Consider the following 22,422-nt stretch of genomic DNA (forward strand, 5'->3'; position numbering starts at 1 on the left):
GATCCTAACGGCCGCCCGGCGTCCCGGTCGCCCCGGTTTTCAGCGGGCCATCGCCTCCACCAGCACGCTTCCCGCCGTCCTCGCCACGACGAAGGACTCCCCCTTCACGGCCTTCGCGTCCAGGGCGATGCGGTGCCGGCCGGCTTCGAGGAGGCCGTCGAAGAGCTCATGGGTGTGGGCGCGGGCGAGCCGGTCGAGGCGGTACGCCGTCAGGCGGACCCGGCAGGCGGAGGTGATCTCGACGCCCGCCTCGCCGTCGGCGGCGACCAGACGGGTGAGGCGGCGCTGCTCCACCGGGCTGCGGTCGAGGGCGTGTTCGATCTGGGCGACGAGGAGCGGGACGATGGGGGCGAGTCCGTCGACGTAGGCCACGTCGACTCCGGCGCGTTCGAAGGCCCGGCGCACGGCGGCGCGCTCTTCCTCACCGACCCCGCGGCCGAAGACGACGGCGCCGTAGCCGCGCAGTTCGTCGGCGGGGACGTCGTCGGCGTCGCGGGTGATGTCGGCGCCGATGCCGATGGTGCGCAGGGCGGCGGCGAGCTTGGCGAGCAGGGCGACGCGGGCGCCGATCAGCAGGACGCGGCGGCGGCTGCCGTTGGCGTCGCCGTTCAGCAGGGAGTTCAGCGCCGCCCGGTACTCCTCGCCGTGGAAGCGGAACGGGCCGATGCCGTGGTAGCCGTTGAGTTCCAGGTCGACCTGCTCCTCCGTCTGCCAGGCGAAGTCCCGCCACACGTAGTCGTCGTCGGCTCTGTCGATGACCGCGGTGACCGCCCCGCACGCGAGGTCGGCGCATTCGGGGCAGCCGTAGATGACATACCGCCCACCGGGCAAGGGCGCCTCCGCCTCGAGCAGCAGGCTGCGCACCTGGGCGGTGAAGATCGCGGGCGGGACGTCGGAGGCGAGTGGGGAGACGGCGTCCAGGTCGGACAGCTGGAACAGCAGGGGGCGTCCGTCGACGATGAAGTCCACGAAGTCCCGGTGGACCTGGTAGCCACCGTCTGCGAGAACTTCACCGGCACGCATCGCCGGTGCCAGGCCGAAGGTCGCGTACGCGGCAGACATGCTGTGAGTATCCCCAGAGTGAGGCCGCTCTGAGCGCGGCATGACACATTCCGCTACCGTCCCCGCGTGGACAGTGACGTGAAGGGCGATGTGATCGTCGTCGGCGGGGGTGTCATCGGGCTGACGACGGCGGTGCTGCTCGCCGAGCGCGGCCGGCGGGTGCGGGTGTGGACGCGGGAGCCCGTCGAGCGGACCACCTCGGCGGTTGCGGGCGCCCTGTGGTGGCCCTACCGCATCGAGCCGGAGGCGTCGGCGCGCAGGTGGGCCCTGCACTCGCTGGACGTCTACGAGGAGTTGGCGGAGCATCCCGAGATCACCGGCGTACGCATGGTCGAAGGGGTACTGGGCGAGACAGACCTGGACGAGACGGACAGCTGGGCGGCGGCGCGGCTGCCCGGGCTCCGGGCGGCGACGGCCGCGGAGTACGCCGGGACGGGACTGTGGGCGCGGCTGCCACTGATCGACATGTCGACTCATCTGCCGTGGCTGCGGGAGCGGTTGGTGAAGGCGGGCGGCTCGGTCGAGGAGCGCACGGTGTCGGCGTTCGCGGAGGCCGAGGCGCCGGTCGTGGTCAACTGCACCGGCCTGGGGGCGCGTGAGCTGGTGCCGGACGAGTCCGTACGGCCGCTGCGCGGGCAGTTGGTCGTCGTGGAGAACCCGGGCATCAGCACCTGGCTCGTCTCCAAGGACGCGTCCGGGGAGATGGCGTACTTGTTCCCGCAGCCGGGGCGGCTGGTGCTGGGCGGCACGGCGGAGCAGGACGTGTGGTCACTGCGGCCGGATCCGGCGGTGGCCGAGGCGATCGTACGGCGGTGCGCGGCCCTGCGGCCGGAGATCGCCGGGGCACGGATCCTGGAGCACCGGGTGGGGCTGCGGCCGGTGCGGGACGCGGTGCGGCTGGATCGCGAACTGCTCCCGGACGGACGGGTGCTGGTGCACAACTACGGCCACGGGGGTGCGGGTGTGACCGTGGCGTGGGGATGCGCGCAGGAGGCGGCCGGGCTGGCGTGTCCGGCCGCCTCCGGGTGAGTCAGCCGGCGGTGCGGGGGCCCGGTACGCGCTGGACGGCGCTCGGTGCCTCGACACCGTCGAGCGGCTCGGAGGCGGGCGTGCCGGTCGCGGTGCCCGAGGTGGCATGGGCGAACGCGGCAGTGCCGCCGACCAGCGGGACGCGGGCGGAGGTGCGGGACAGGTCCAGCGTCAGGGTCGGCGTGTCGGCCGGCGGGTCGATGAGGTCCCGGTCGGTGCCCGCGACGATCAGCGCCAGCCGGTGTCCGGCCGGGACGACGTGGTCGGTCGCCGCCAGGTCGAGGGTGATGGTGTACGGCTTGCCCGGGGTGAGCGGGATCCCCTTCAGGTCGGAGGCGTGGTTGCCGAGGTCGGCCCAGCCGCGGCTGACGATCGTGTAGTCGACGTCGGCCGTCTTCGCCCGGGTCTCCTTGAAGCAGGCGCTGTCGCCCGAGGTGCTCGCGCCCCAGCAGGTGCGGTCGGGAAGCGTGGTGATGCCCTCGGCGGCGTCGGCGTAGTCGCGGATGGTGTCGGGACCGAGGTCCACGAGGACGGCGGACAGGTGTGCCGTGGACGTGGTGGGCGTCGCGGTGACGGTCACCTCTGAGGAGCCGGACAGGCGCAGGTCGCGGGTGAGCGGCCCGGTCGTGAAGCCGGCCTTGTCGGGTGTGGGGCTGTCGACGGCGGCGGCCCAGTCGGTCTCGCTGTGCTGGGGGTCGTCGGTGAACGTCTCGGTGCCCTTGCCGGTGCGCAGGCCGAGGGTGCCGACGCCCGGCCGGCTGCCCTTGGCGGGTTTCAGGCGGACGGTGTCGGTGCCGCGCGGCGGCCAGACCTTGGCGGTGACCCACTGGTCGGGGTGGCGTTCGATGTCGGCCATGGGCTCGCGGTCGATGCCGTTGTCGTAGCCGAGGAGCTCGTGGTCGAACCAGCGGTGCAGGGTGTCGACCCACTCCGCGCGGCGGAAGTCGAAGGGGTCGACGTGGCCGGTCTGGGAGAGCCAGATCTTGCGCTCGACGCCGTTCTTCGCGAGGGCGTCCCACCACGGGCCGACGTGCTGCATCCGCACGTTGAGGTCCTGCATGCCGTGGATGAGGAAGACGCTCGCCCGGACCTTGCTGGTGGCCCTGACGTAGTCGCGCTCGGTCCACAGCGGTGTCCAGTCACCGGTGCGCGGGGCGCCGTCGACGAGTTTCTGCTGGACGGCGGAGCACTTGGCGCGGGCGTCGGGGCTGTTGACGTAGTTCGACAGCCAGTCGGGGCCGGAGTTGTACAGCGGGGCGCCCTTGGTGAAGTAGTAGTCGTACCAGGAGGAGATCGCGCTGATCGGCACGATGGTTTCGAGGCCCTCGACGCCGGTGGCGGCGACACCGCCCGCGATGGTGCCGTCCCAGCTCTTGCCGATCATGCCTGTCCTGCCGTTGGTCCAGGTCGCTTTGGCGCTCACCGTGCCGGTACGCGTGGTGTACGCCTTGGCCCGGCCGTTCAGCCAGTCGACGACGGCCTTCGCGGACTGGATGTCGGAGCGGCCGCCGACATCGACGCAGCCGTCGGAGCGGTTGGTACCGGCGAGGTCGACGCCGACGAAGGCGTACCCGCGCGGCACGAAGTAGTTGTCGTAGAAGAGCGGCATCTGGACGACGTCGCCGTCGGCGTCGTACGTCTTCTTCTGGCTCTCGTTGCCGCGGCCGCAGCAGGAGTAGTACGGGCTGGCGTCCATGATGACGGGCACCTTGTGGCCCTGCTGGGCGGGTTCGCGCGGGCGGACGATGTCGACGGCGACCCGGTCGGTCCTTCCGTCTCCGTCGCCGTCGAGTCCGGTGTCCACCCAGACGGCCTCGCGGACCGCGTTGTCGTACGAGTGAACGGGCCTGCTCTCGCGCGGGGCGCTGTGCGCTGCCGTGGGGGCGAGGAATGTGGCCATCAGGGCGGCGGTGGCCGCCGTCGCGAGCGGTCTCCAGATCGTGAAGCGCGTGCGTTTCGGCATGCGCGGGACGGTACCTGCGTCAACTCCCGTGCAGAAGGGGGCAATCAGCGAGTGGAGTACGTTGCGGTGGCCGAAAAGAACCCCCGGTGCGGCCAGACGTATGACGGCCGAATGGCGATCGTGTGACAGCGGTTGCTGTGGACACACCAGGGACACAGGGAATGAATAGGCTCCGAACAGACTTTCCACCCCTACGACTTGGAGCTTTCGTGCACCGCAGAATCACGGCATCGGGCGCACTCGCGGCTGCCTTACTGTTGCTGGCGATCCCGGCATCGGCCGCGAGCCACTCCCCCGGCGCCCCGGGCATCGGCGACCCCTACTACCCGGCGTACGGCAACGGCGGCTACGACGTCTCCCACTACGACCTCCGGCTGAAGTACCAGCCCGCCACGGACCGGTTGGAGGGCACGGCAACCCTGCTGGCGCGCACCACACAGGATCTGACCCGCTTCAATCTGGACTTTCTGCTGAACGTGAGCGAGGTGCGGGTCAACGGCGCCCAGGCGGCCTTCACGGCCTCCGGGGAGCACGAGCTGTCGATCATTCCCAAGTCCCCGCTGGCCAAGGACACGCCCGTGACGGTCGTGGTGCGCTACAGCGGGGTGCCTTCGGCGAAGCAGGCGTACGGGTTCACCAGCTGGCTCCGTACGCCGGACGGCGGTGTCGCGGCCGGTCAGCCCGAGGCGGCCTGGTGGTGGTTCCCCAGCAACGACCACCCGCTCGACAAGGCCACCTACGACGTGTCCGTCCAGGTGCCGGACGGCACCCAGGCCATCTCCAACGGCACGCTGCAGTCGAGCAGTTCCCGGGCCGGGTGGACCCGCTACAGCTGGCGGTCCAACAAACCGCAGGCCACTTATCTGGCCACGCTCGCGGTCGGGAAGTTCGACGTGACCACCGGCACCACGGAGAGCGGCATCCCGGTCCTCAACGCGTACAGCAAGGACCTGGGCGACCGCTACGGCGCGGCGCGGGCCAGCGTGGAGCGGACCGGGGAGATCGCCGACTGGCTCACCGAGTACTTCGGGCCGTACCCGTACAACGCCCTCGGCGGCTACGTGCCCAACACCGACACCGGGTACGCACTGGAGACGCAGACCCGGCCCTTCTACAGCCCGCGGCAGTTCGCCAACGGGTCGAACACGTCCGTGGTCGTGCACGAACTGGCCCACCAGTGGTACGGGGACCTCGTGTCCGTGGCCGGCTGGAAGGACATCTGGATCAACGAGGGCTTCGCGCGCTATGCGCAGTGGCTGTGGTCCGAACACGAGGGCGAGGGCACGGCGCAGGAGATCGCGGACTACGTGTACGCCTCCCGTCCGGCCGACGACCCGTTCTGGACGGTGCGGCCCGGTGACCCGGGGCCCGAGAACCAGTTCCATCTCGCGGTGTACGACCGGGGCGCGCTGGCGCTCCAGGCGTTGCGGAACGAGATCGGCGACGACGCCTTCTTCACCGTCCTGAAGGGCTGGCCGGCGAAGTACGCGCACGGCAACGCGTCGGTCGCCGACTTCCGGCGGTACGCGGAGCAGGTGTCCGGGAAGCCGCTCGCGGCGCTCTTCGACACGTGGCTGTTCGAGCCGTCGAAGCCGGGTGCGCCGGCGGCGCGGGACGCCTCCATCGCGAAAACGCCGGTCACGCCCGAGCAGCCCAGGTCGTGGAAGAAGATCGCGGCCACGAACGACGTGCATGAACACGAGCACGCGGAGTAGCCACGCGGGCGGCTGATCAGTTCTCCGCCTCGGCCACGCGTTTGAGCAGTTCCTCCCGCCCTATCACGTCGGTCTGCGTCGACGGCACCGTGCAGGCGTGGGCGCCGGCCACCGCTCCGTACAGAGCGCACCGTCGGGGCGGTTCGCCGCTGAGCCGGCCGAAGAGGAACGCGGCCGCGAAGGCGTCGCCCGCGCCGTTGGAGTCCACCACCGGCGTGGGCGGCGGCACCGCCGGTATCCGGGTGAGCTCGCCGTCGGTCAGGAGGTGGGCTCCCTCGGCGCCCGCCGTGGCGACGACCACCTCGGCCCGGCCCCGCTCGGCGATACGGCGCATGGTCCGCTCGGGGTCGGTGAGGGCGGTGGCGGAGAGGAAGACGACGTCCGCGGCGAGGGCGAACGGCTCGTGGTACGGGTTCTCGCCGTCCCAGTCGTGCAGGTCGGTCGAGAGGGGCACGCCGGTCTCGCGCAGGACGGGCAGGGCGTGGGCGCACGGGTGCGTGAGGGAGACGTGGACGTGGCGGCTTGCCTCCGCCAGGGCCCGCACGGTCGGCTCGGGCAGCCGGTCGTCGGGGTGCGAGCGGCTGGTGTCGTACAGGGAGAGCCGCCGTCCGTCGGGGCCGACAAGGTTGACCGCGCGTTTGGTGCCGGCAGGCTGCGGTACGGCGGTGAGCGGGATGCCCTTGTCCCGGTGCAGCGCGCGGACCAGCTCGCCCTCGGGGTCGTCGCCGAGCGTGTCGAGGTGGTGGGTGCGCAGGCCCAGAGCGCTCAGTCCGACGGCGACGAAGTCGCCGGTCTGTCCGGCCCGGGTACGGATCCCCGAGTCGATCATGTAACTGTCGGCGTACGGCAGGGGCAGCTCCGGTACGTACACGATCGTGTCGACGCCCGCACCGCCGAGCACGAGCACATCGGTGTCCTGACTCAACCCCGGCCCTCCCCATGGTCGTAGACCGTCACGGCAATGCCCCTGCGCACCAGTCGCTCCGCGATGAGCGGTTCGACGCGGGACCATGTGCCGCCGGCCAGCCCGCAGCCTATCCGGGGCATGTGCACGGAGGCGTTCAGCTCGGCGGCCTTCTCGGCCAGGCGGGCGAGGGCCGTGTCGATCGCCTCGTAGCGCACGGGTACGCCCTTGCTGCCCGTCCGTATACCGCGCTGCCCGACCATGTTGGCCACCCACACGTATGGCTCGACCTGCACTAACTGAACAGCGCCGAGCCCGAAGTCGTTGGCCGCGCGGTCGCGGTGCCACGCGCGGTAGGACTTCTCCGGTTCCGGCCAGCGGCGCGATATGGCCAGGACGAAGCCCTTCCCCCATCCCCCGATGTCGTTGCAGACATGGGCGATCACCTTGACGCCCTTCACCGACGGAACGGTGGCGTCACCCCGGACGTATCTGATCCCCGACAAGATCTCCGACATGACGCCACCGTAGGCGATGCCACTGACAGTGGCCCTGCCGCTTCGTAGGCCGCTGCCTACTTCGTGAGCTGCGACAGCTCCTCGTCCGCGGCCCGCGCGGCCTTGCGGCGGATTGCGAACCAGCCGCCGACCAGCATGGCCGCGATGGCGGGGATGAGCAGCAGGGTCTTGCGGCCGACCTCGGGGTCGTTCCACATCAGGCCGAGGACGGACAGCAGGAAGGCGATCGTGACGATCTCGGTGACCGGGCTGCCGGGGAGGCGGAAGCTCGGCCGGGTGACCAGGCCCTCCCTGGCGCGGCGGACGAAGATCAGGCGGCAGACCATGATGATCACCCAGGTGCTGATGATGCCGAGAGAGGCGACGTTCAGCACGATCTCGAAGGCCTGGCTCGGCATGAGGTAGTTCAGGCCGACGCCGAGCACGCACACCGCGCAGGTCAGCAGCGTACGAGGTTTCACCTGTTTCTTGCGAGGAGGCCCCGGCGTTCACGCCGGGGAGGAATCGCCTCCCTTCCTGGCGACGTGGAGCGTCGCCGCATCCCGCACCAGCCGGGGCGTGGAGCGTACCGCCACTGCCGGCCCGGCGAAGCCGGGTCAAGGCGAACACCCGTTCAGACTGTCACTGGTTCGCGTACGGGTGCGCGAGAACCGTGCACGCGTGTGAGCGGGGATGCCTACGGTCGGTGTTGTGAAGCTGGTGGTGCAGATCAAGCTGCTGCCGTCGCCCGCGCAGGCGGCGGCGCTGGAGTCGACCCTGCGCGCCTGCAACCGGGCCGCCACCTACGTGTCGACGGTCGCCTTCGAGCGGGGCGTGAAGGACCGCAACGGGCTGCAGAAACTCCTGTACACGGACATCAAGGCCGCGTTCGGGCTGTCGGCGCAGCCCGCAGTGCGGGTGGTCAAGAAGGTCGTGGATGCCTACAGCGCGCTGGCCGCGCAGGCAAAGGCCGGGCTGCTGGGCAAGGCCACCTCGAAGCGCTACCGCAAGGCGATAGGCAGTCCGGTCTCCTTCCGGCCGGAGTCGGCGCAGCCGTTCGACGACCGATGCCTGTCCTGGCAGACCGATGCCCGCACGGTGTCGATCTGGACGGTGGACGGCCGGATGCGCGGCATCCGCTACACCGGCGCCGCCGACCAGTTGAAAGTGCTGGCCGAGTACCGCAAGGGCGAATCCGACCTGGTGCAGCGGGGCGGGAAGTGGTTCCTGATCGCCACCTGCGAAATCCCCGAACCGGAGGTGTCCGAGCCGGTCGACTGGATCGGAGTGGACCGCGGCATCGTCAACCTCGCCACCACCTCCGACGGCACGAACTACCAGGGGCGGGGTCTGGCCCGCTACCGCAACTGGTGTGCCCGTAAACGCGCGGAGTTGCAGAAGAAGCAGACCCGCTCGGCCACCCGCCGCCTGGCCCGCCGCGCCAAGAAGGAACAGCACCATGCCACCCACGTAAATCACCGCATCAGCAAGGAGATCGTGTCCGTTGCGCAACGCACCGGTCGCGGAGTAGCCGTCGAGGTACTCGACGGCATCCGGGAGCGGGTACGGCTTCGACGCGACCAGCGGGACACCCTCTCCTCCCGGCCCTTCCACCAGCTCGGACAGCACCTGGCCTACAAAGCGAGACAGGCTGGGGTGGCGTTCTTGGAGGGGGATGCGGCCTACACCTCGCAGCGCTGCCCGCGCTGCGGCCATACCGAGAAGGCCAACCGGCCCGATCGGGACCATTTTTCCTGTCGTCGGTGCGGCCTCGCTGGGCCCGCCGATGTCGTCGCCGGGGTCAACGTGCGCGACCGTGCACGCTCGGCGTGGGCATTCGTCACCATGCCCGTCCCCGCCCCGGCCTGAACAGGTCCGGGGTGGGGAGATGCGACCCGTGACCGTCCTGTCGTAGGGGGCAGTCGGGAGCGCGACGAGGTGCGAACGACCAGGGGACAAGCTCGGTCGTTCACGGCCCAGAAGGTGACAGCACTGGTGAGACAGCGATACTGCTGCACATGACGACCGACACCGAGGAGCCGAGCCTCACCATCGACGAGCTGGCCGCCCGGGCCGGCGTCACGGTGCGCACGGTCCGCTTCTACGGCACCAAGGGCCTGCTGCCCCCGCCGGTGATCGGTCCGCGCCGGGTGGGGCACTACGGCCGGGAGCACCTGGCGCGTCTCGCGTTGATCGAGGAGTTGCAACACCAGGGCATGACGCTGGCGGCCATCGAACGCTACCTCCAGCAGCTGCCGCCGGACCTCACCGCTCATGACCTGGCAATTCACCGGGCCGTGGTGGCCTCCTGGGCGCCGGACGTGGTGGAGACGGTGACGCGTGCGGAGCTGGAGCGGCGGGCGGGGCGGGCGCTGGGCGACGAGGACGTGGAGCGGCTGGCGGCGATGGGCGTGGTGGCGGCGGCCGACGACGTGTACCGCATCGACTCCGGTCTGCTGCGGCTCGGCGTGCAGCTGCTCGACGTGCCGCTGTCCCAGGAGGCGATCCTCGCGGCGCGCACCGCACTCATCGAGCACTCGCGCGCCGCCGCCCACGAGCTGTCGCAGCTGCTGCGCGGCGAGGTGGCGGAGCGTGACGCCGGCGCGGTGAGGTCACTGTCGGCGCACATGCAGCCGATCGTGGTGCAGGCGCTGCTGACGACCTTTCAGCGGTCGTTGCGGGAGGAGCTGCGGGAGTGGCTCGACGACAGGCCGGCCGACGGGATGTCAGAGGCGGGCGGATCCGCCTGAGACGGGTTGGGGGCGCGGGACCGGCGGGTCGCTGAGCGACAGGCCGGTCCCGCGCCCGGGGCGCGTCAGCGCGCGTCCGTGAACGTCTCCCCCTTCTCCGCCATCTCCACCAGCAGCGCCGGCGGGGTGAACCGCTCTCCGTAGCGGTCGGCGAGCTCACGCGCGCGTGCCACGAAGCCGGGCAGGCCTCCTTCGTAGCCGTTGATGTACTGCAGGACGCCGCCGGTCCAGCCGGGGAACCCGATGCCGAGGATCGAGCCGATGTTGGCGTCGGCGACGGAGGTCAGCACCCCCTCCTCCAGGAGCCGGACGGTGTCCAGCGCCTCCGAGAAGAGCATGCGCTCCTGCATGTCCTCGAACGGGATCTCGGCGCCCGCACGTGTGAAGTGCTCCCGCAGGCCCGGCCACAGGCCCGTGCGCTTGCCGTCCTCCCCGTACTCGTAGAAGCCGGCGCCGCCGCTGCGCCCGGTGCGGCCGAACTCGTCGACCATCCGGTCGATGACGGCCTCCGCCGGGTGCGCGGTCCAGGTGCCGCCCGCCTCCTCCACCGCCCGCCTGGTCTCGTTGCGGATCTTGCGCGGGAGGGTGAGCGTCAGCTCGTCCATCAGGGACAGCACCTTGGCCGGGTAACCGGCCTGCGCCGCCGCCTGCTCGACGGACGCGGGCTCGATGCCCTCGCCGACCATCGCCACGCCCTCGTTGATGAAGTGGCCGATCACCCGGGACGTGAAGAAGCCGCGCGAGTCGTTGACGACGATCGGCGTCTTCTTGATCTGCCGGACCAGGTCGAAGGCGCGGGCCAGGGCCTCGTCGCCGGTCCGCTCGCCCTTGATGATCTCGACGAGGGGCATCTTGTCGACCGGCGAGAAGAAGTGCAGTCCGATGAAGTCGGACTGGCGCTGCACGCCCTCGGCGAGCGCGGTGATCGGGAGCGTCGAGGTGTTGGAGCACAGCAGCGCGTCCGGCGCGACGACCTGCTCGATCTCCTGGAACACCTTGTGCTTGAGCGCCGTGTCCTCGAAGACGGCCTCGATGACCGCGTCGCAGCCCGCGAGGTCCTGGACCTCGGCGGTGGGCGTGATGCGGGCCAGCAGCGCGTCCGCCTTCTCCTGGGTCGTACGGCCCCGGGAGACGGCCTTGGCGCAGAGCTTCTCGGAGTAGGCCTTGCCCTTGAGGGCCGCCTCCGGGGAGACGTCCTTCAGGACGACGTCGATGCCCGCGCGGGCGCACGAGTAGGCGATGCCGGCGCCCATCATCCCGGCGCCCAGGACGGCCACCTTGCGGACCTGGCGGGGCTCGATGCCCTTCGGGCGGTTGGCGCCGGAGTTGACGGCCTGGAGGTCGAAGAAGAAGGCCTGGATCATGTTCTTCGACGTCTGACCGGCCGCCAGCTCCACGAAGTAGCGGGCCTCGATGACCTGGGCGGTCTCGAAGTCGACCTGGGACCCCTCGACGGCGGCGGCGAGGATGCCCCGCGCCGCCGGGTAGGGCGCGCCGCCCGTCTGCTTGCGCAGGTTGGCCGGGAAGGCGGGCAGGTTCGCCGCGAACTTGGGGTTGGCGGGGGTGCCGCCGGGGATGCGGTAGCCGGGCCTGTCCCACGGCTGCCGGGACTCCGGGTTGGCGTCGATGAAGGCGCGGGCCTTGGCGAGCAGTTCCTCCGGTGTGTCGGCCACTTCGTGGATCAGGCCGTTCTCCAGGGCACGCCGCGGGCTGTACTGGGTGCCCTGGAGGAGGACCTTGAGGAGGGCGTCCGCGATGCCCAGCAGGCGCACCGTGCGGACCACGCCGCCGCCTCCGGGCAGCAGGCCGAGGGTGACCTCGGGGCAGCCGATCTTGGAGCCGGGCGCGTCGAGGGCGACACGGTGGTGGCAGGCCAGGGCGAGCTCGTAACCGCCGCCCAGGGCCGCGCCGTTGATCGCGGCGACGACCGGCTTGCCGAGCGTCTCGATGCGGCGCAGGTCGCGCTTGATCGCGAGGCCGCCTTCGAACAGTTCCTGCGCGGTCTCGGGCGTGACCCGGATCAGGTCGCGCAGGTCGCCGCCGGCGAAGAAGGTCTTCTTGGCGGAGGTGAAGATGATGCCGCGGACGGAGTCCTGCTCGGCCTCAAGACGGTCGGTGATCGCTGCGAGCGAGTCCCGGAACGCCTGGTTCATGGTGTTCGCGGACTGGGCGGGGTCGTCGAGGACGAGGGTGACGACACCGGTGTCGTCCTGTTCCCAGCGGATGGTGGTGCTCTCGGTCATGACGGGTCTCCGTAGAAGTCTCTCGTTGCCGCTGGGGGTCAGATGCGTTCGACGATCGTGGCGATGCCCATGCCGCCGCCGACGCACAGGGTGGCGAGGCCGTACCGCTTGTCCTGGCGCTCCAGTTCGTCGACGAGGGTGCCGAGGATCATCGCGCCGGTGGCGCCGAGCGGGTGGCCGAGGGCGATGGCGCCGCCGTTGACGTTGACCTTGTCCAGCGACAGGCCCATCTCCTGGACGAAGCGCAGGACGACGGCGGCGAAGGCCTCGTTGATCTCGACGAGGTCGATGTCGTCGATGGTCAGCCCGGCCTTGGCGAGCGCCTTGCGGGTGGCGGGCGCGGGGCCGGTGAGCATGATGGTGGGCTCGGAGCCGGAGACCGCGGCGGAGACGATCCGCGCGCGCGGGGTGAGGCCGTAGCGCTCGCCGACCTCCTTGGAGCCGATCGCGACAAGGGCGGCGCCGTCCACGATGCCGGAGGAGTTGCCCGCGTGGTGGACGTGGTCGATCTTCTCCACCCAGTGGTACTTCTGCAGGGCCACGGCATCGAAGCCGCCCAGGTCGCCGATGTCGGCGAACGACGGCTTCAGCTTGGCCAGCGAGTCGGCAGTGGTGCCGGGGCGCACATGCTCGTCGTGGTCGAGGACGACCAGGCCGTTGCGGTCCTTCACGGGCACGAGCGAGCGCTCGAAGCGGCCGTCCTTCCACGCGGTGGCCGCCCGCTCCTGCGAGAGGGCCGCGTACTCGTCGACGTCCCGGCGGGAGAAGCCCTCGACGGTGGCGATCAGGTCGGCGCTGATGCCCTGCGGTACGAAGTTGACGGCGAGGTTGGTCATCGGGTCGTTGAACCAGGCGCCCCCGTCCGAGGCCATCGGCACCCGGGACATCGACTCGACGCCGCCCGCGAGGACGAGGTCCTCCCAGCCGGAGCGCACCTTGGCGGCGGCCGTGTTGACGGCCTCCAGGCCGGACGCACAGAAGCGGTTCTCCTGCACGCCCGCCACCGTGTCCGGCAGTCCCGCGGCGACGGCGGCGATCCGGGCGATGTCGGAGCCCTGGTCGCCGACCGGGCCGACGACGCCGAGCACGATGTCGTCGATGGCGGCGGGGTCGAGGCCCGGGAAGCGGTCGCGGAGCTCGTGGATGAGCCCGACGACCAGGTCGATGGGCTTGGTGCCGTGCAGGGCGCCGTTCGCCTTGCCGCGTCCGCGCGGGGTGCGGATCGCGTCGTACACATACGCTTCGGTGGTCACTGGGAAGGCCTTTCGATGAGGGTTTGTCGAGGTGGCGGGGTCTGCGGGGTCTGCGGGGTCTGCGGGGGCTGCGGGGGCTGCGGGGGCTGCGGGCAGCGGACGCCGGGTCAGGTGCCGGGCTCCGTCAGTCCGGGTACGTCCCAGTCGCGGGCCACCTCCGCGGTGTCGGCGCCCGGCTGTGCGGGTCCGCTGCGGACGGCGGTCGGGGTGGCGGAGAACCGGGGCGCGGGGGCGGGCTGGGTGATGCCGTCGTGGTCGGTGAAGGTGCCGCGGGCGGCGAGGTGCAGATGGTGCGGTGCCTCACGCAGCGACAGGACGGGGGCCACGCACGCGTCGGAGCCCTCGAAGACGGCCGTCCACTCGTCCCTCGTACGGGACTTGAAGCGGGCCGTGACCGCCTCGCGCAGCTCGCCCCACCGGGACCAGTCCTTGCGGGCGGTTGCGTACTCCTTGATGTCGAGCAGGTCCAGGAACTCGTCGTAGAACTGGGGTTCCAGCGCGCCGACCGCCATGTACTTCCCGTCGGCCGTCTCATAGGTGCCGTAGTAGGGGCAGCCGCCGTCGAGGAGGTTGGCGCCGCGCCGGTCCTGCCAGCCGCCGGCGGCGAGCATGCCGTGGATCATCGCGGCGAGATGCGAGGCACCGTCCACGATGGCGGCGTCGACGACCTGGCCGGTTCCGGTGGCGCGGGCATGGTGGAGGGCGGCGAGGACGCCGACGACGAGGTAGAGGGAGCCGCCCGCGTAGTCGCCGACCAGGTTGGCGGGCACGGCCGGGGGTTCGTCGGGGCGGCCGATCATGCCGAGGGTGCCGGTGAGCGCGATGTAGGCGATGTCGTGGCCGGCGCGGGGGGCGAGGGGGCCGTCCTGGCCCCAGCCGGTCATGCGGCCGTAGACGAGCGCCGGGTTGCGGGCGTGGCAGGCCTCGGGGCCGACGCCGAGGCGCTCGGCGACGCCGGGGCGGTAGCCCTCGATCAGGAGGTCGGCGCGGGCTGCCAGGTCCAGGACGCGGGCGGGGCCGTCGGGAGACTTCAGGTCGATGATCACCGAGCGCTTGTTGCGGTTGGTGACGTCGTACTCGGTGTCGATGGCGAGCCCCGTGCCGCCGGGCCGGTCCACGCGGACGACGTCGGCGCCGAGGTCCGCGAGAAGCATGGCGGCGAAGGGGCCGGGGCCGATACCGGCCAGCTCGACCACGCGTACGCCGGTGAGTGGGCCGTGCGGTGGCGTCTTTGCCGTGGTCATCCAGCCCCCTGTGCTGTGACACAACTGATGTAACACCGGTGATGGTAAGAACACGTTTCAGTGGACACAAGGCCTGGGGCGAGCAAGCGCTTAGCCACGCGCTGTGGAGCTGGTGAGCGCCGGCGCCGTCAGTGTCCGTCCAGCTCCGCTATCAGGCGCTTGGGTGCGATGGCGCGGTAGCTCTCCTCCACCCAGTCGCAGAGCAGTTCCGCGCCGGGGGTGCCCTTCGGCTCCAGGGGGATGCGCACCCAGCCGGACCTGCCCAGGCCGTACCCCGCGGGCTCGGCGCCGGGCGACGTGAGGGCGTGGGCGTGGCTCGTCTCGTCCTTCAGCTTGACCGTGAGGCCCAGGGGGTGGCTGCCGTCGTCCACGCCGAGGAAGACGAACACCTTCTTGTTGACCTTGGCGACACTCTCACCCCAGGGGAACTCCTCCCCCGCACCGGGCAGCCCGAGCGCGAACTCGCGCACTTTCTCCCACTTCTTCAGGGCGTTCGCGGGTACGGCCACCATCCACCTCCGGGCTCGTCGTCGGGCTGCGCACCCCTCACGCTAGCCTCAGCCACCGACAGCGGCGCGGGCTGAGGAGCGAGAGGTGTCATGAGCAGGTTGAACAGGACGGAACGTCCGTACGACATCGTGCTCTTCGGAGCCACGGGCTTCGTCGGGACGCTCACAGCGGAGTATCTCGCCACCCATGCGCCGAAGGACCTGCGCTGGGCGCTCGCCGGCCGCAGCGAACTGAAGCTGGCCCGGCTGCGGGAGCGGCTGCGGGAACAGGCACCGGGCGGCGCGGAGATCGGGGTGCTGCGGGCCGATGTGTCCGAACCTGCCTCGCTGCGCCGGCTCGCCGAGCACGCGCGCGTGGTGGCCACCACGGTGGGTCCCTATGTGACGTACGGCGAGGAACTCGTCGCGGCCTGCGCGGACACCGGCGCCGACTATCTCGACCTGTCGGGCGAGCCCGAGTTCGTCGATCTGACGTACGTCCGCCATGACGCACGCGCGCGTGAGACGGGTGCCCGGCTGGTGCACGCCTGCGGTTTCGACTCGGTGCCGCACGACCTGGGCGTGTACTTCACGGTCCGGCAGCTGCCGCAGGGCGTGCCGCTGACGGTGGACGGGTTCGTGACCGCCGACGCGGCCTTCTCGGGCGGCACGTTCGCCTCCGCGCTGAACCAGTTCTCACGGGCCCGGCAGATGACGGCCGCCGCACGGGACCGCCGGCGCCACGAGCCGCGGCTGATGGGGCGGCGGGCAGCCACGCCGACGGGTGCTCCGCGGTTCGCCCCGGAGGTGGGCGCCTGGGCGCTGCCGCTGCCGACCATCGACCCGCAGATCGTGCGCCGTTCGGCGCGGTCGCTGGACCGGTACGGCCCCGACTTCCGCTACCGGCACTACGCGGCCGTACGGCATCTGCCCGTCGCCGTCGGCGGCGTGGCGGCCGTCGGTGCGCTCGTCGCGGCCGCCCAACTGCCGTCCGCGCGGCGCTGGTTGTCCGACCGGCTGAAGCCCGGTGAGGGGCCGAGTGCCGAGAAGCGGGCGAGGAGCTGGTTCTCCGTGCGCTTCGTCGGCGAGGGCGGCGGCCGGCGGGTGTTCACCGAGGTCGCGGGCGGTGATCCCGGGTACGGGGAGACGGCGAAGATGTTCGCCGAGTCGGCGCTGTCCCTGGCTTTCGACGACCTGCCGCCGACAGCCGGTCAGGTCACCACGGCGGTGGCGATGGGCGATGCGCTGACCGAGCGGCTGCGCGCGGCGGGGATCATGTTCCGGGTGGCCGCCAGCCGGTGACCCCGTCCTGCCGGGCCAGTTCTAGAACGACCACTCGGCCAGCGTGTAGATCATCCCGCCGATCCAGGCGAGCCCGGCGAGGACGGCCAGCAGCAGCGCGAGCGTCACGGCCCGCTCGACGGGCCGGCTGGGGTGGGCGAGAGGCTTGGGGGCACGGTGCGTCGTCATACGGCACAGCCTGCCGATCATGCCGGCGCACCGGATATCCGTACTCGTACTCAGGCGGGAGTGAGTAGGTGGCCGTTCAGTCGGCGACGGCCTCCCGCAGTGCCCGCCGGCACAGGGAGTCCGCGCGACGGGTCGACTCCGGCAGCCGGTAACGCGGGGTCAGCCGCAGCACATGTGCGCAGGCCGTGTCCAAGTCGACGCGGTGGCCGACGGACACGAAGACCGGCTTGACGCCGTCCCGGGTGCGCAGGGCGCGGCCGACCTCCTCCCTGCCCGCCAGCAGCGGGGACGACGACCCACGCCGGGGCTCCGGGTCGTCGTAGGTGAAGGTGAACGGGTTCTTGGCGACGCCGATCGTGGGCAGGCCGGTCAGGACGCCGAGGTGGCTGGCCAGGCCGAAGCGGCGCGGGTGGGCCCGTCCGTAGCCGTCGCAGACCACCAGGCCGGGCGGGCAGGGCAGGGCCTCGAGGGCCGCCAGGACGGTGGGGATCTCACGGAAGGCGAGCAGGCCGGGCACGTACGGGAAGGAGATCCGCCCGACGGCCGTGCCCTCGGCGACGACCGCGAGGGTGGCCGCGTCCAGGACGACGGCCGCGGCCGCCACCGCGTCCCGCTCGTCGTCGTAGGCGACGTCGACGCCGGTCACATGACCCGTTCCCGGCGGCGGCCCCGGCTCGTCCAGCACCACCCGCTCGCGCAACTCGTCCTGGACCGCGCGGGCCTGTTCCTCGGTCGCGGGCCAGCCCGCCGGAATGCGTACGGTCGTCATGGTGGGGACGAGAGTACGGGGCAGGCTGCCGACGACCGGATACCGGGCCGGTCACCTGCCGAGGGCGCGCTTCAGCTGCTGCTTGTTCATGTCCGAACGGCCATGGATGTTGCGCTGCTTGGCCTCCTCGTACAGCTGGTCGTAGGTGGGGCCCTCAGACCCCTTGCCGGACCGCTGACCGCCCCGCTTGCCGGACGACATGTCCTGGGTCGAGGTGCGGCTCGCGGTCTTCGACTCGCCGGACCGGGCACGTTCCTTGCTCACCGTCCGCGCCGCGATCTCCTTGGCGCGTTCCGTGCTCTCTCCCCGGTCCTGCGCGCTCTCCTTGATGTGCTCGTACTGGCGTTCCCGCTTGGAGCTCGAACCGCGTGGCATGTCCGCTCACTCCCCTCGCGTCGTGCGAAACGAGTACCCCCATCCCGGGCGCATGCGGCATCCGCGGCGCGGTCAGCTCTCCAGACGGGCGACGCGGCCCCGCTCCCCGGCGGCCCAGCAGCCCAGGTCGGCCGTGCAGTCCACGGTGTCGTACGAGCCCGGGTCGACCGTGCGCCAGGTGCGGCCGCCGTCCGTGGTCAGGTCCGTCCCCGTCGGGCCGACCGCGAGGGCGGCCGTGCGGCTGTACGGGAGCCACGCGACGCCGGAGCGGTAGGCGGGCGGGGGTGCAGCGGCGGAGCGCCAGGTGCGGCCGCCGTCGGAGGAGTGTGCCGCGGCCTGCGGAGACGTCTGGTCGGGACGGTAGTCGCCGCCCACCGCCAGGCCGTGCGTACGGTCCCGGAAGGCGAGCGCGAAGACCCCGCGGGCCGGGTCGCCCGCCGGGAGCGGCATGTCGGTGGCCGTCCAGGTCAGCCCGCGGTCGACGGAGTGCAGCACGCGCGCGCGTGCACCCCCTCCGGTGGCCAGCCAGACGTCCCGCGACCCTGCGGAGACCAGACACTGCCCGCTCGCGGCGAACCCCGCCTCACCCGTCAGGGCGGGCGGCATCCCTGCATCGGGCAGCACCGTCCAGGAGCGTCCGCCGTCACTCGTGGACAGGATCCGGAACCTGCCGTCCACGGGGTCGCTCATCGCGAGGCCGTGGCGGCTGTCGAAGAAGGTCATGCAGTCGTAGAAGGCCCGCGCGTCGGTGTTGCGGAAGGACTCCGTCCAGGTCAGCCCTCCGTCGTCGGTGCGGTACACGCGGGAGGCCTCGCCCTCACCGATGGCCAGCACCACGGCCCGCCGCGCGTCGAACGCCTCGATGTCCCGGAACTGCAGATCGCCGGCGCCGTCCGGCGAGACGTTCCGCCAGCTCGCCCCGCCGTCCGTCGTGCGCAGGACGGTCCCGCCGGTTCCGGACACCCAGGCGACCTTCCGGCTGACGGCCGCCAGGCCCCGGAAACGCACGTCCGGGGTTCCGCTGTCCTTGAGTTCCCAGTGTGGCGCCCGGTGTTCCGGCTCGTGCGCCTGTGCCGGTACGGCCGTCAGGGCGGCCAGCGCCGCCCCGCACGCCAGGCCCGCGACCACCGCCCGGCCCGTACGTCCCGCCCGTGTCCCCCGTGCCGTTCGCCGCGTGCTCCCCAAGCGCCTCATGGCGGGCGAAGCTAGTCCACTGCCCCGGCGCCGTCCAGAGGGCCGGGAACCGGCCCCGTCGCCCCGCACGCGATGGGGCACGGTGACGGACGTCACTCCGTACCGGTGTGCACGGAGGCGCCGATTCCGTCGTCTCACCCAGTGCCCGGCCTCATCCCCGGAAGTCCGTTCCGCCGTCACAAGGGAGCAAGGCGTTGTCCACCGTCATCGAGCAGGCCGTCGAGGCCCGCCTCGTCGCCGCCGCGCCGCGGATGCCGAGCATCCCCGCGACACTGTGCTACGACACGAGCGATCCGTTCGCCATCCGTATGACCTTCCCGGCCCAGGCCACGCTGGAGGGCGAGGAGGTCTGCTGGACCTTCTCCCGCGAGCTGCTCTCGGCCGGCCTCCACGACCCCGAGGGCCAGGGCGACGTACGCGTGCGGCCGTACGGCTACGACCGCACCGTGCTGGAGTTCCACGCCGCCGAGGGCATCGCCGTCGTCCACGTCCGCTCGGGCGAGCTGCGCCGGTTCCTGCAGGCGACGCGCGTTCTGGTGCCCGAGGGCCTGGAGCACGCGTACCTGGACCTGGACCACGACCTCGCGGAGCTGATGCGGGACGCCTGCTGAACAGTCCGGCTAACGGCTGCGGCCGAGCAGCGAGTTGAGCTCGCCGTAGTCCAGCCCACCGGCCAGCGACTCGTACGTCCCCGCGTCCAGCAGCTCCCGCGCGGCGCGGCGGACGACGGCGTGCGCGGCCTGGGCCAGGCCGGCCCCCACGCTCACGCGCGCGACCCCGAGCGCGGCCAGTTCGGTCACCGGCGGTGCGCCGGGACCGGCCATCACGTTCAGCGGACCGTCGACACCGTCCGCGAGCAGCTTCACGGTCCCCGGATCGACGGCCCCGGGGACGAAGATGCCGTCCGCGCCCGCGGCGAGGTAGGCGGCGGCCCGCTCCAGGGTGTGTTCCACTCCCCCGGCCCCCCTGAGGAACGTGTCGACCCGGGCGTTCACGAACAACGGCACGCCCGCCCCGTCCGCGGCCTCGCGCGCGGCGCCGATCCGCTCAGCCTGCTCGGCCACCGGCCGCAGCGGCCCTGCCTCCGCCTCGTACAGCGCATCCTCGATGTTGATCCCGACCGCTCCGGCCGCGAGCACCGCCCGGACGGTGTCGGCGACGCCCTCGGCATCCGGCGCGTAGCCGCTCTCGATGTCCGCGGTCACCGGCACGCCGACCGCCGCGGCGATCCCGGCGACGGCGGCGAGCGCCCGGTCGCGCTCCAGCCGGTCGCCGTCCGGCGCGCCGAGGGCCCAGGCGAGCCCGGCGCTCGTGGTGGCCACCGCGGCGGCGCCGGCGTCCTCGACGATGCGGGCGCTGGCGGTGTCCCAGGCGTTCGGCAGGACGAGCGGACGGCCCGGGACGTGCAGGGAGCGGAAGGTCAGGGCGCGGTCGCGGAGCGGGTTCTCGTTGGTCATGCGGCCCACTCAACCAGTGGACCGGGATCTGGGCTGGCAGGAATCCGACATCAAGCCGGGGCACCTTGGCCCACGCGTTATTCCGTTGACAGCCGCGAGCCCTCCTCGTACGGTCTACAGCGGTTCTGTTGCCGTCGATTGGAGAAGGACGTTGCTCGTCTGAGGTCCTGAGACACCACGTCACACACCACAGGTGTGTGCGCTGCGTGCGACCTCGGCGTTCGAGCCGTCCTTGCGGAGCAGGGCCTTTCTCATGCCCCCCTTCCCTTGGGCTCTCCACGGCCCCCGCGATGGTCGCCGCCTTCCGGTGTCTCGATACGCGTTGCCCTGACCACATCAAGCAACCGCGAGGCCCGTATGCATACTTCCATCACCTGCACCTCCCTCTCCTTCGCCTGGTCCGACGGCACCTCCGTCTTCGAGGGCCTCGACGTCTCCTTCGGCCCCGGCCGGACCGGGCTCGTCGGTGTCAACGGATCAGGAAAATCAACCCTGTTGAAGCTGATCGCCGGAGAGCTCACCCCGGCCGACGGCGCCGTACTCGTCGCCGGCGAGGTCGGCTACCTCCCGCAGAACGTCACGTTCGACACCGCGCTGCGGGTCGACGAGGCGCTCGGCATCGCCGACGTGCGGGCCGCGCTGCACGCCATCGAGGCGGGTGATGTGGCCGAGGAGCACTTCGAGACGGTCGGCGATGACTGGGACATCGAGGAGCGCACCCTCGCCACCCTCGGCGAACTCGGCCTCGGGCACATCGCGTTGGACCGCACCATCGGAGAGGTCTCCGGCGGCGAGTCCGTCCTGCTGCGGCTGGCCGCGCTGCTGCTGCGCCGACCGGACGTACTGCTGCTGGACGAGCCCACCAACAACCTTGATCTGTACGCGCGCAAACGGCTGTACGCGGCCGTCGCGGCCTGGCCGGGGGTGATGGTCGTGGTCAGCCACGATCGTGAACTCCTCGAACTGGTCGACCAGATCGCCGATCTGCGCTCCGGGGAGATCACCTGGTACGGCGGCAACTTCTCGGCGTACGAGCAGGCACTCGCCACCGAGCAGGAGGCGGCCGAGCGCATGGTGCGGGTCGCCGAGGCCGACTTCAGGAAGCAGAAACGTGAACTGGCCGACGCCCAGGTCGTACTGGCACGCCGCAAGCGGTACGGGCAGAAGATGTTCGACAACACGCGCGAGCCTCGGGCGGTCATGAGAATGCGCAAACGCACGGCCCAGGAGTCGGCCGGCAAGTACCGCATCATGCACGAGGAGAAGCTCGCCGAGGCCAGAGAACGGCTCGACGAGGCGGTGGAGGCCATACGGGAGGACGACGAGATCCGCGTCGACCTGCCGTACACGGCGGTGCCGGCGGGCCGGACCGTGCTCACCGTGCGGGACCTGGAGCTCGTCCACGGCGCCCGCGTCGGGAGCGGCTTCGACCTGCACGGCCCCGAGCGGATCGCGCTGATCGGGCGCAACGGCGCGGGCAAGACGACGCTGCTGCGCACCATCGCCGGGGAGCTGGAGCCGGTTTCCGGTGAGGCGACGGCGCACGTGCCGCTGCGGTTCCTGCCGCAGCGCCTCGACATCCTCGACGGCGGGCTGACCGTCGCCGAGAACGTGGCCCGGTTCGCGCCGGGCGCCACCAACAACCGGATCCGGGCGCGGCTGGCCCGCTTCCTGTTCCGGGGTGCCCGTGCCGACCAGCAGGCGGCGACACTGTCCGGCGGCGAGCGCTTTCGGGCGACGTTGGCCGCGCTGATGCTGGCGGAACCGGCACCGCAGCTGCTGATGCTGGACGAGCCGACGAACAACCTGGACATGGCGAGCGTACGACAGCTCACCACGGCCCTGGAGTCGTACGAGGGGGCGCTGATCGTGGCCAGTCACGACCTGCCGTTCCTGGAGTCGATCGGCATCACGCGGTGGCTGCTGCTCGACGGAGAACTCACGGAAACCACGCCAGAAGCTGTCGGGTTGCCCGCCTGAGCGCTCCGCTGGAAGTGCGGTGATGAAGC

General features: G+C 71.5%; 20 protein-coding genes and 1 pseudogene. 7 read left to right on the forward strand and 14 right to left on the reverse strand.

Annotated elements, in window-relative coordinates; translation table 11 throughout:
* Positions 1–39: 39 nt before the first annotated feature.
* The gene (locus ACKTSN_RS06710; protein WP_409468235.1) at positions 40–1,062 is read right to left on the reverse strand and encodes an oxidoreductase; all 1,023 of its coding nucleotides are present in this window, start codon (positions 1,060–1,062) and stop codon (positions 40–42) included.
* A 66-nt stretch (positions 1,063–1,128) separates the two neighbouring features.
* Between ACKTSN_RS06710 and ACKTSN_RS06715 the strand changes: the two genes are divergently transcribed.
* On the forward strand, positions 1,129–2,091 hold the full coding sequence (locus ACKTSN_RS06715) for an FAD-dependent oxidoreductase (RefSeq protein ID WP_409468236.1): 963 nt from the start codon (positions 1,129–1,131) through the stop codon (positions 2,089–2,091).
* 1 nt (position 2,092) lies between these two features.
* Here the strand turns inward: ACKTSN_RS06715 and ACKTSN_RS06720 are convergent, their stop codons facing one another.
* Complete coding sequence (locus ACKTSN_RS06720) at positions 2,093–4,054, reverse strand: Xaa-Pro dipeptidyl-peptidase (protein WP_409468237.1); 1,962 nt, start codon at positions 4,052–4,054, stop codon at positions 2,093–2,095.
* Positions 4,055–4,263: 209 nt separating this feature from the next.
* On the opposite strand from ACKTSN_RS06720, the gene ACKTSN_RS06725 reads away from it, so the two are divergent.
* Positions 4,264–5,769: a M1 family metallopeptidase gene (locus ACKTSN_RS06725; RefSeq protein ID WP_409468238.1), complete on the forward strand. Its 1,506-nt coding sequence runs from the start codon at positions 4,264–4,266 to the stop codon at positions 5,767–5,769.
* Between the two features lie 16 nt (positions 5,770–5,785).
* On the opposite strand, the gene ACKTSN_RS06730 is transcribed toward ACKTSN_RS06725, so the two are convergent.
* The 3 genes and pseudogenes from ACKTSN_RS06730 to ACKTSN_RS06740 form a co-directional block, all read right to left on the reverse strand.
* The gene (locus tag ACKTSN_RS06730; RefSeq protein ID WP_409468239.1) at positions 5,786–6,694 is read right to left on the reverse strand and encodes a PfkB family carbohydrate kinase; all 909 of its coding nucleotides are present in this window, start codon (positions 6,692–6,694) and stop codon (positions 5,786–5,788) included.
* A complete protein-coding gene (locus tag ACKTSN_RS06735) occupies positions 6,691–7,179 on the reverse strand; it encodes a macro domain-containing protein (protein ID WP_409474759.1) in 489 nt (162 codons plus the stop codon). Before ACKTSN_RS06735 ends, ACKTSN_RS06730 begins: the two co-directional genes overlap by 4 nt.
* A 68-nt stretch (positions 7,180–7,247) precedes the next feature.
* Positions 7,248–7,637 (reverse strand): annotated as a pseudogene (locus ACKTSN_RS06740) (amino acid permease); the annotation flags it as partial.
* Positions 7,638–7,881: 244 nt separating this feature from the next.
* On the opposite strand from ACKTSN_RS06740, the gene ACKTSN_RS06745 reads away from it, so the two are divergent.
* Together ACKTSN_RS06745 and ACKTSN_RS06750 are read left to right on the forward strand one after the other, a co-directional pair.
* Positions 7,882–9,039, forward strand: coding sequence for an RNA-guided endonuclease InsQ/TnpB family protein (locus ACKTSN_RS06745; RefSeq protein ID WP_409468240.1), 1,158 nt, complete (start codon positions 7,882–7,884; stop codon positions 9,037–9,039).
* Positions 9,040–9,188: 149 nt separating this feature from the next.
* Positions 9,189–9,920, forward strand: coding sequence for a MerR family transcriptional regulator (locus ACKTSN_RS06750; protein WP_409468241.1), 732 nt, complete (start codon positions 9,189–9,191; stop codon positions 9,918–9,920).
* Between the two features lie 65 nt (positions 9,921–9,985).
* Here ACKTSN_RS06750 and ACKTSN_RS06755 read toward each other — a convergent pair whose 3' ends face one another.
* From ACKTSN_RS06755 to ACKTSN_RS06770, 4 genes are all read right to left on the reverse strand, one after another.
* The gene (locus ACKTSN_RS06755) at positions 9,986–12,163 is read right to left on the reverse strand and encodes a 3-hydroxyacyl-CoA dehydrogenase NAD-binding domain-containing protein (protein WP_409468242.1); all 2,178 of its coding nucleotides are present in this window, start codon (positions 12,161–12,163) and stop codon (positions 9,986–9,988) included.
* A gap of 38 nt (positions 12,164–12,201) precedes the next feature.
* Complete coding sequence (locus ACKTSN_RS06760; RefSeq protein WP_409468243.1) at positions 12,202–13,416, reverse strand: acetyl-CoA C-acetyltransferase; 1,215 nt, start codon at positions 13,414–13,416, stop codon at positions 12,202–12,204.
* Positions 13,417–13,523: 107 nt separating this feature from the next.
* Positions 13,524–14,660, reverse strand: a complete 1,137-nt coding sequence (locus tag ACKTSN_RS06765) for a CaiB/BaiF CoA transferase family protein (protein ID WP_409468244.1) — start codon at positions 14,658–14,660, stop codon at positions 13,524–13,526.
* Positions 14,661–14,788: 128 nt separating this feature from the next.
* Positions 14,789–15,172, reverse strand: coding sequence for an MmcQ/YjbR family DNA-binding protein (locus ACKTSN_RS06770; RefSeq protein ID WP_409468245.1), 384 nt, complete (start codon positions 15,170–15,172; stop codon positions 14,789–14,791).
* Between the two features lie 87 nt (positions 15,173–15,259).
* Between ACKTSN_RS06770 and ACKTSN_RS06775 the strand changes: the two genes are divergently transcribed.
* A complete protein-coding gene (locus ACKTSN_RS06775) occupies positions 15,260–16,450 on the forward strand; it encodes a saccharopine dehydrogenase family protein (RefSeq protein ID WP_409468246.1) in 1,191 nt (396 codons plus the stop codon).
* 21 nt (positions 16,451–16,471) lie between these two features.
* Here the strand turns inward: ACKTSN_RS06775 and mmpA are convergent, their stop codons facing one another.
* The 4 genes from mmpA to ACKTSN_RS06795 form a co-directional block, all read right to left on the reverse strand.
* Positions 16,472–16,618: a morphogenic membrane protein MmpA gene (gene mmpA, locus ACKTSN_RS06780; protein ID WP_224738197.1), complete on the reverse strand. Its 147-nt coding sequence runs from the start codon at positions 16,616–16,618 to the stop codon at positions 16,472–16,474.
* A 76-nt stretch (positions 16,619–16,694) separates the two neighbouring features.
* A complete protein-coding gene (locus ACKTSN_RS06785; RefSeq protein WP_409468247.1) occupies positions 16,695–17,387 on the reverse strand; it encodes an endonuclease V in 693 nt (230 codons plus the stop codon).
* Positions 17,388–17,438: 51 nt separating this feature from the next.
* A complete protein-coding gene (locus ACKTSN_RS06790; protein WP_409468248.1) occupies positions 17,439–17,762 on the reverse strand; it encodes a plasmid stabilization protein in 324 nt (107 codons plus the stop codon).
* Between the two features lie 72 nt (positions 17,763–17,834).
* Entirely contained in the window at positions 17,835–18,890 is a 1,056-nt protein-coding gene (locus tag ACKTSN_RS06795; protein WP_409468249.1) for a WD40/YVTN/BNR-like repeat-containing protein, read from the reverse strand.
* A gap of 260 nt (positions 18,891–19,150) precedes the next feature.
* Here ACKTSN_RS06795 and ACKTSN_RS06800 point away from each other — a divergent pair, with 260 nt between their 5' ends.
* On the forward strand, positions 19,151–19,567 hold the full coding sequence (locus tag ACKTSN_RS06800; RefSeq protein ID WP_409468250.1) for an SsgA family sporulation/cell division regulator: 417 nt from the start codon (positions 19,151–19,153) through the stop codon (positions 19,565–19,567).
* Positions 19,568–19,576: 9 nt separating this feature from the next.
* Here the strand turns inward: ACKTSN_RS06800 and ACKTSN_RS06805 are convergent, their stop codons facing one another.
* Positions 19,577–20,413 (reverse strand): isocitrate lyase/PEP mutase family protein, encoded by an 837-nt coding sequence (locus tag ACKTSN_RS06805; RefSeq protein ID WP_409468251.1) that lies wholly within the window; start codon positions 20,411–20,413, stop codon positions 19,577–19,579.
* Between the two features lie 357 nt (positions 20,414–20,770).
* On the opposite strand from ACKTSN_RS06805, the gene ACKTSN_RS06810 reads away from it, so the two are divergent.
* Positions 20,771–22,393 (forward strand): ABC-F family ATP-binding cassette domain-containing protein, encoded by a 1,623-nt coding sequence (locus ACKTSN_RS06810; RefSeq protein ID WP_409468252.1) that lies wholly within the window; start codon positions 20,771–20,773, stop codon positions 22,391–22,393.
* Positions 22,394–22,422: the final 29 nt, after the last annotated feature.

Origin of the sequence: Streptomyces flavusporus (genome assembly GCF_046267975.1) — a bacterium.
Taxonomy (GTDB): Bacteria; Actinomycetota; Actinomycetes; order Streptomycetales; family Streptomycetaceae; genus Streptomyces; species Streptomyces flavusporus.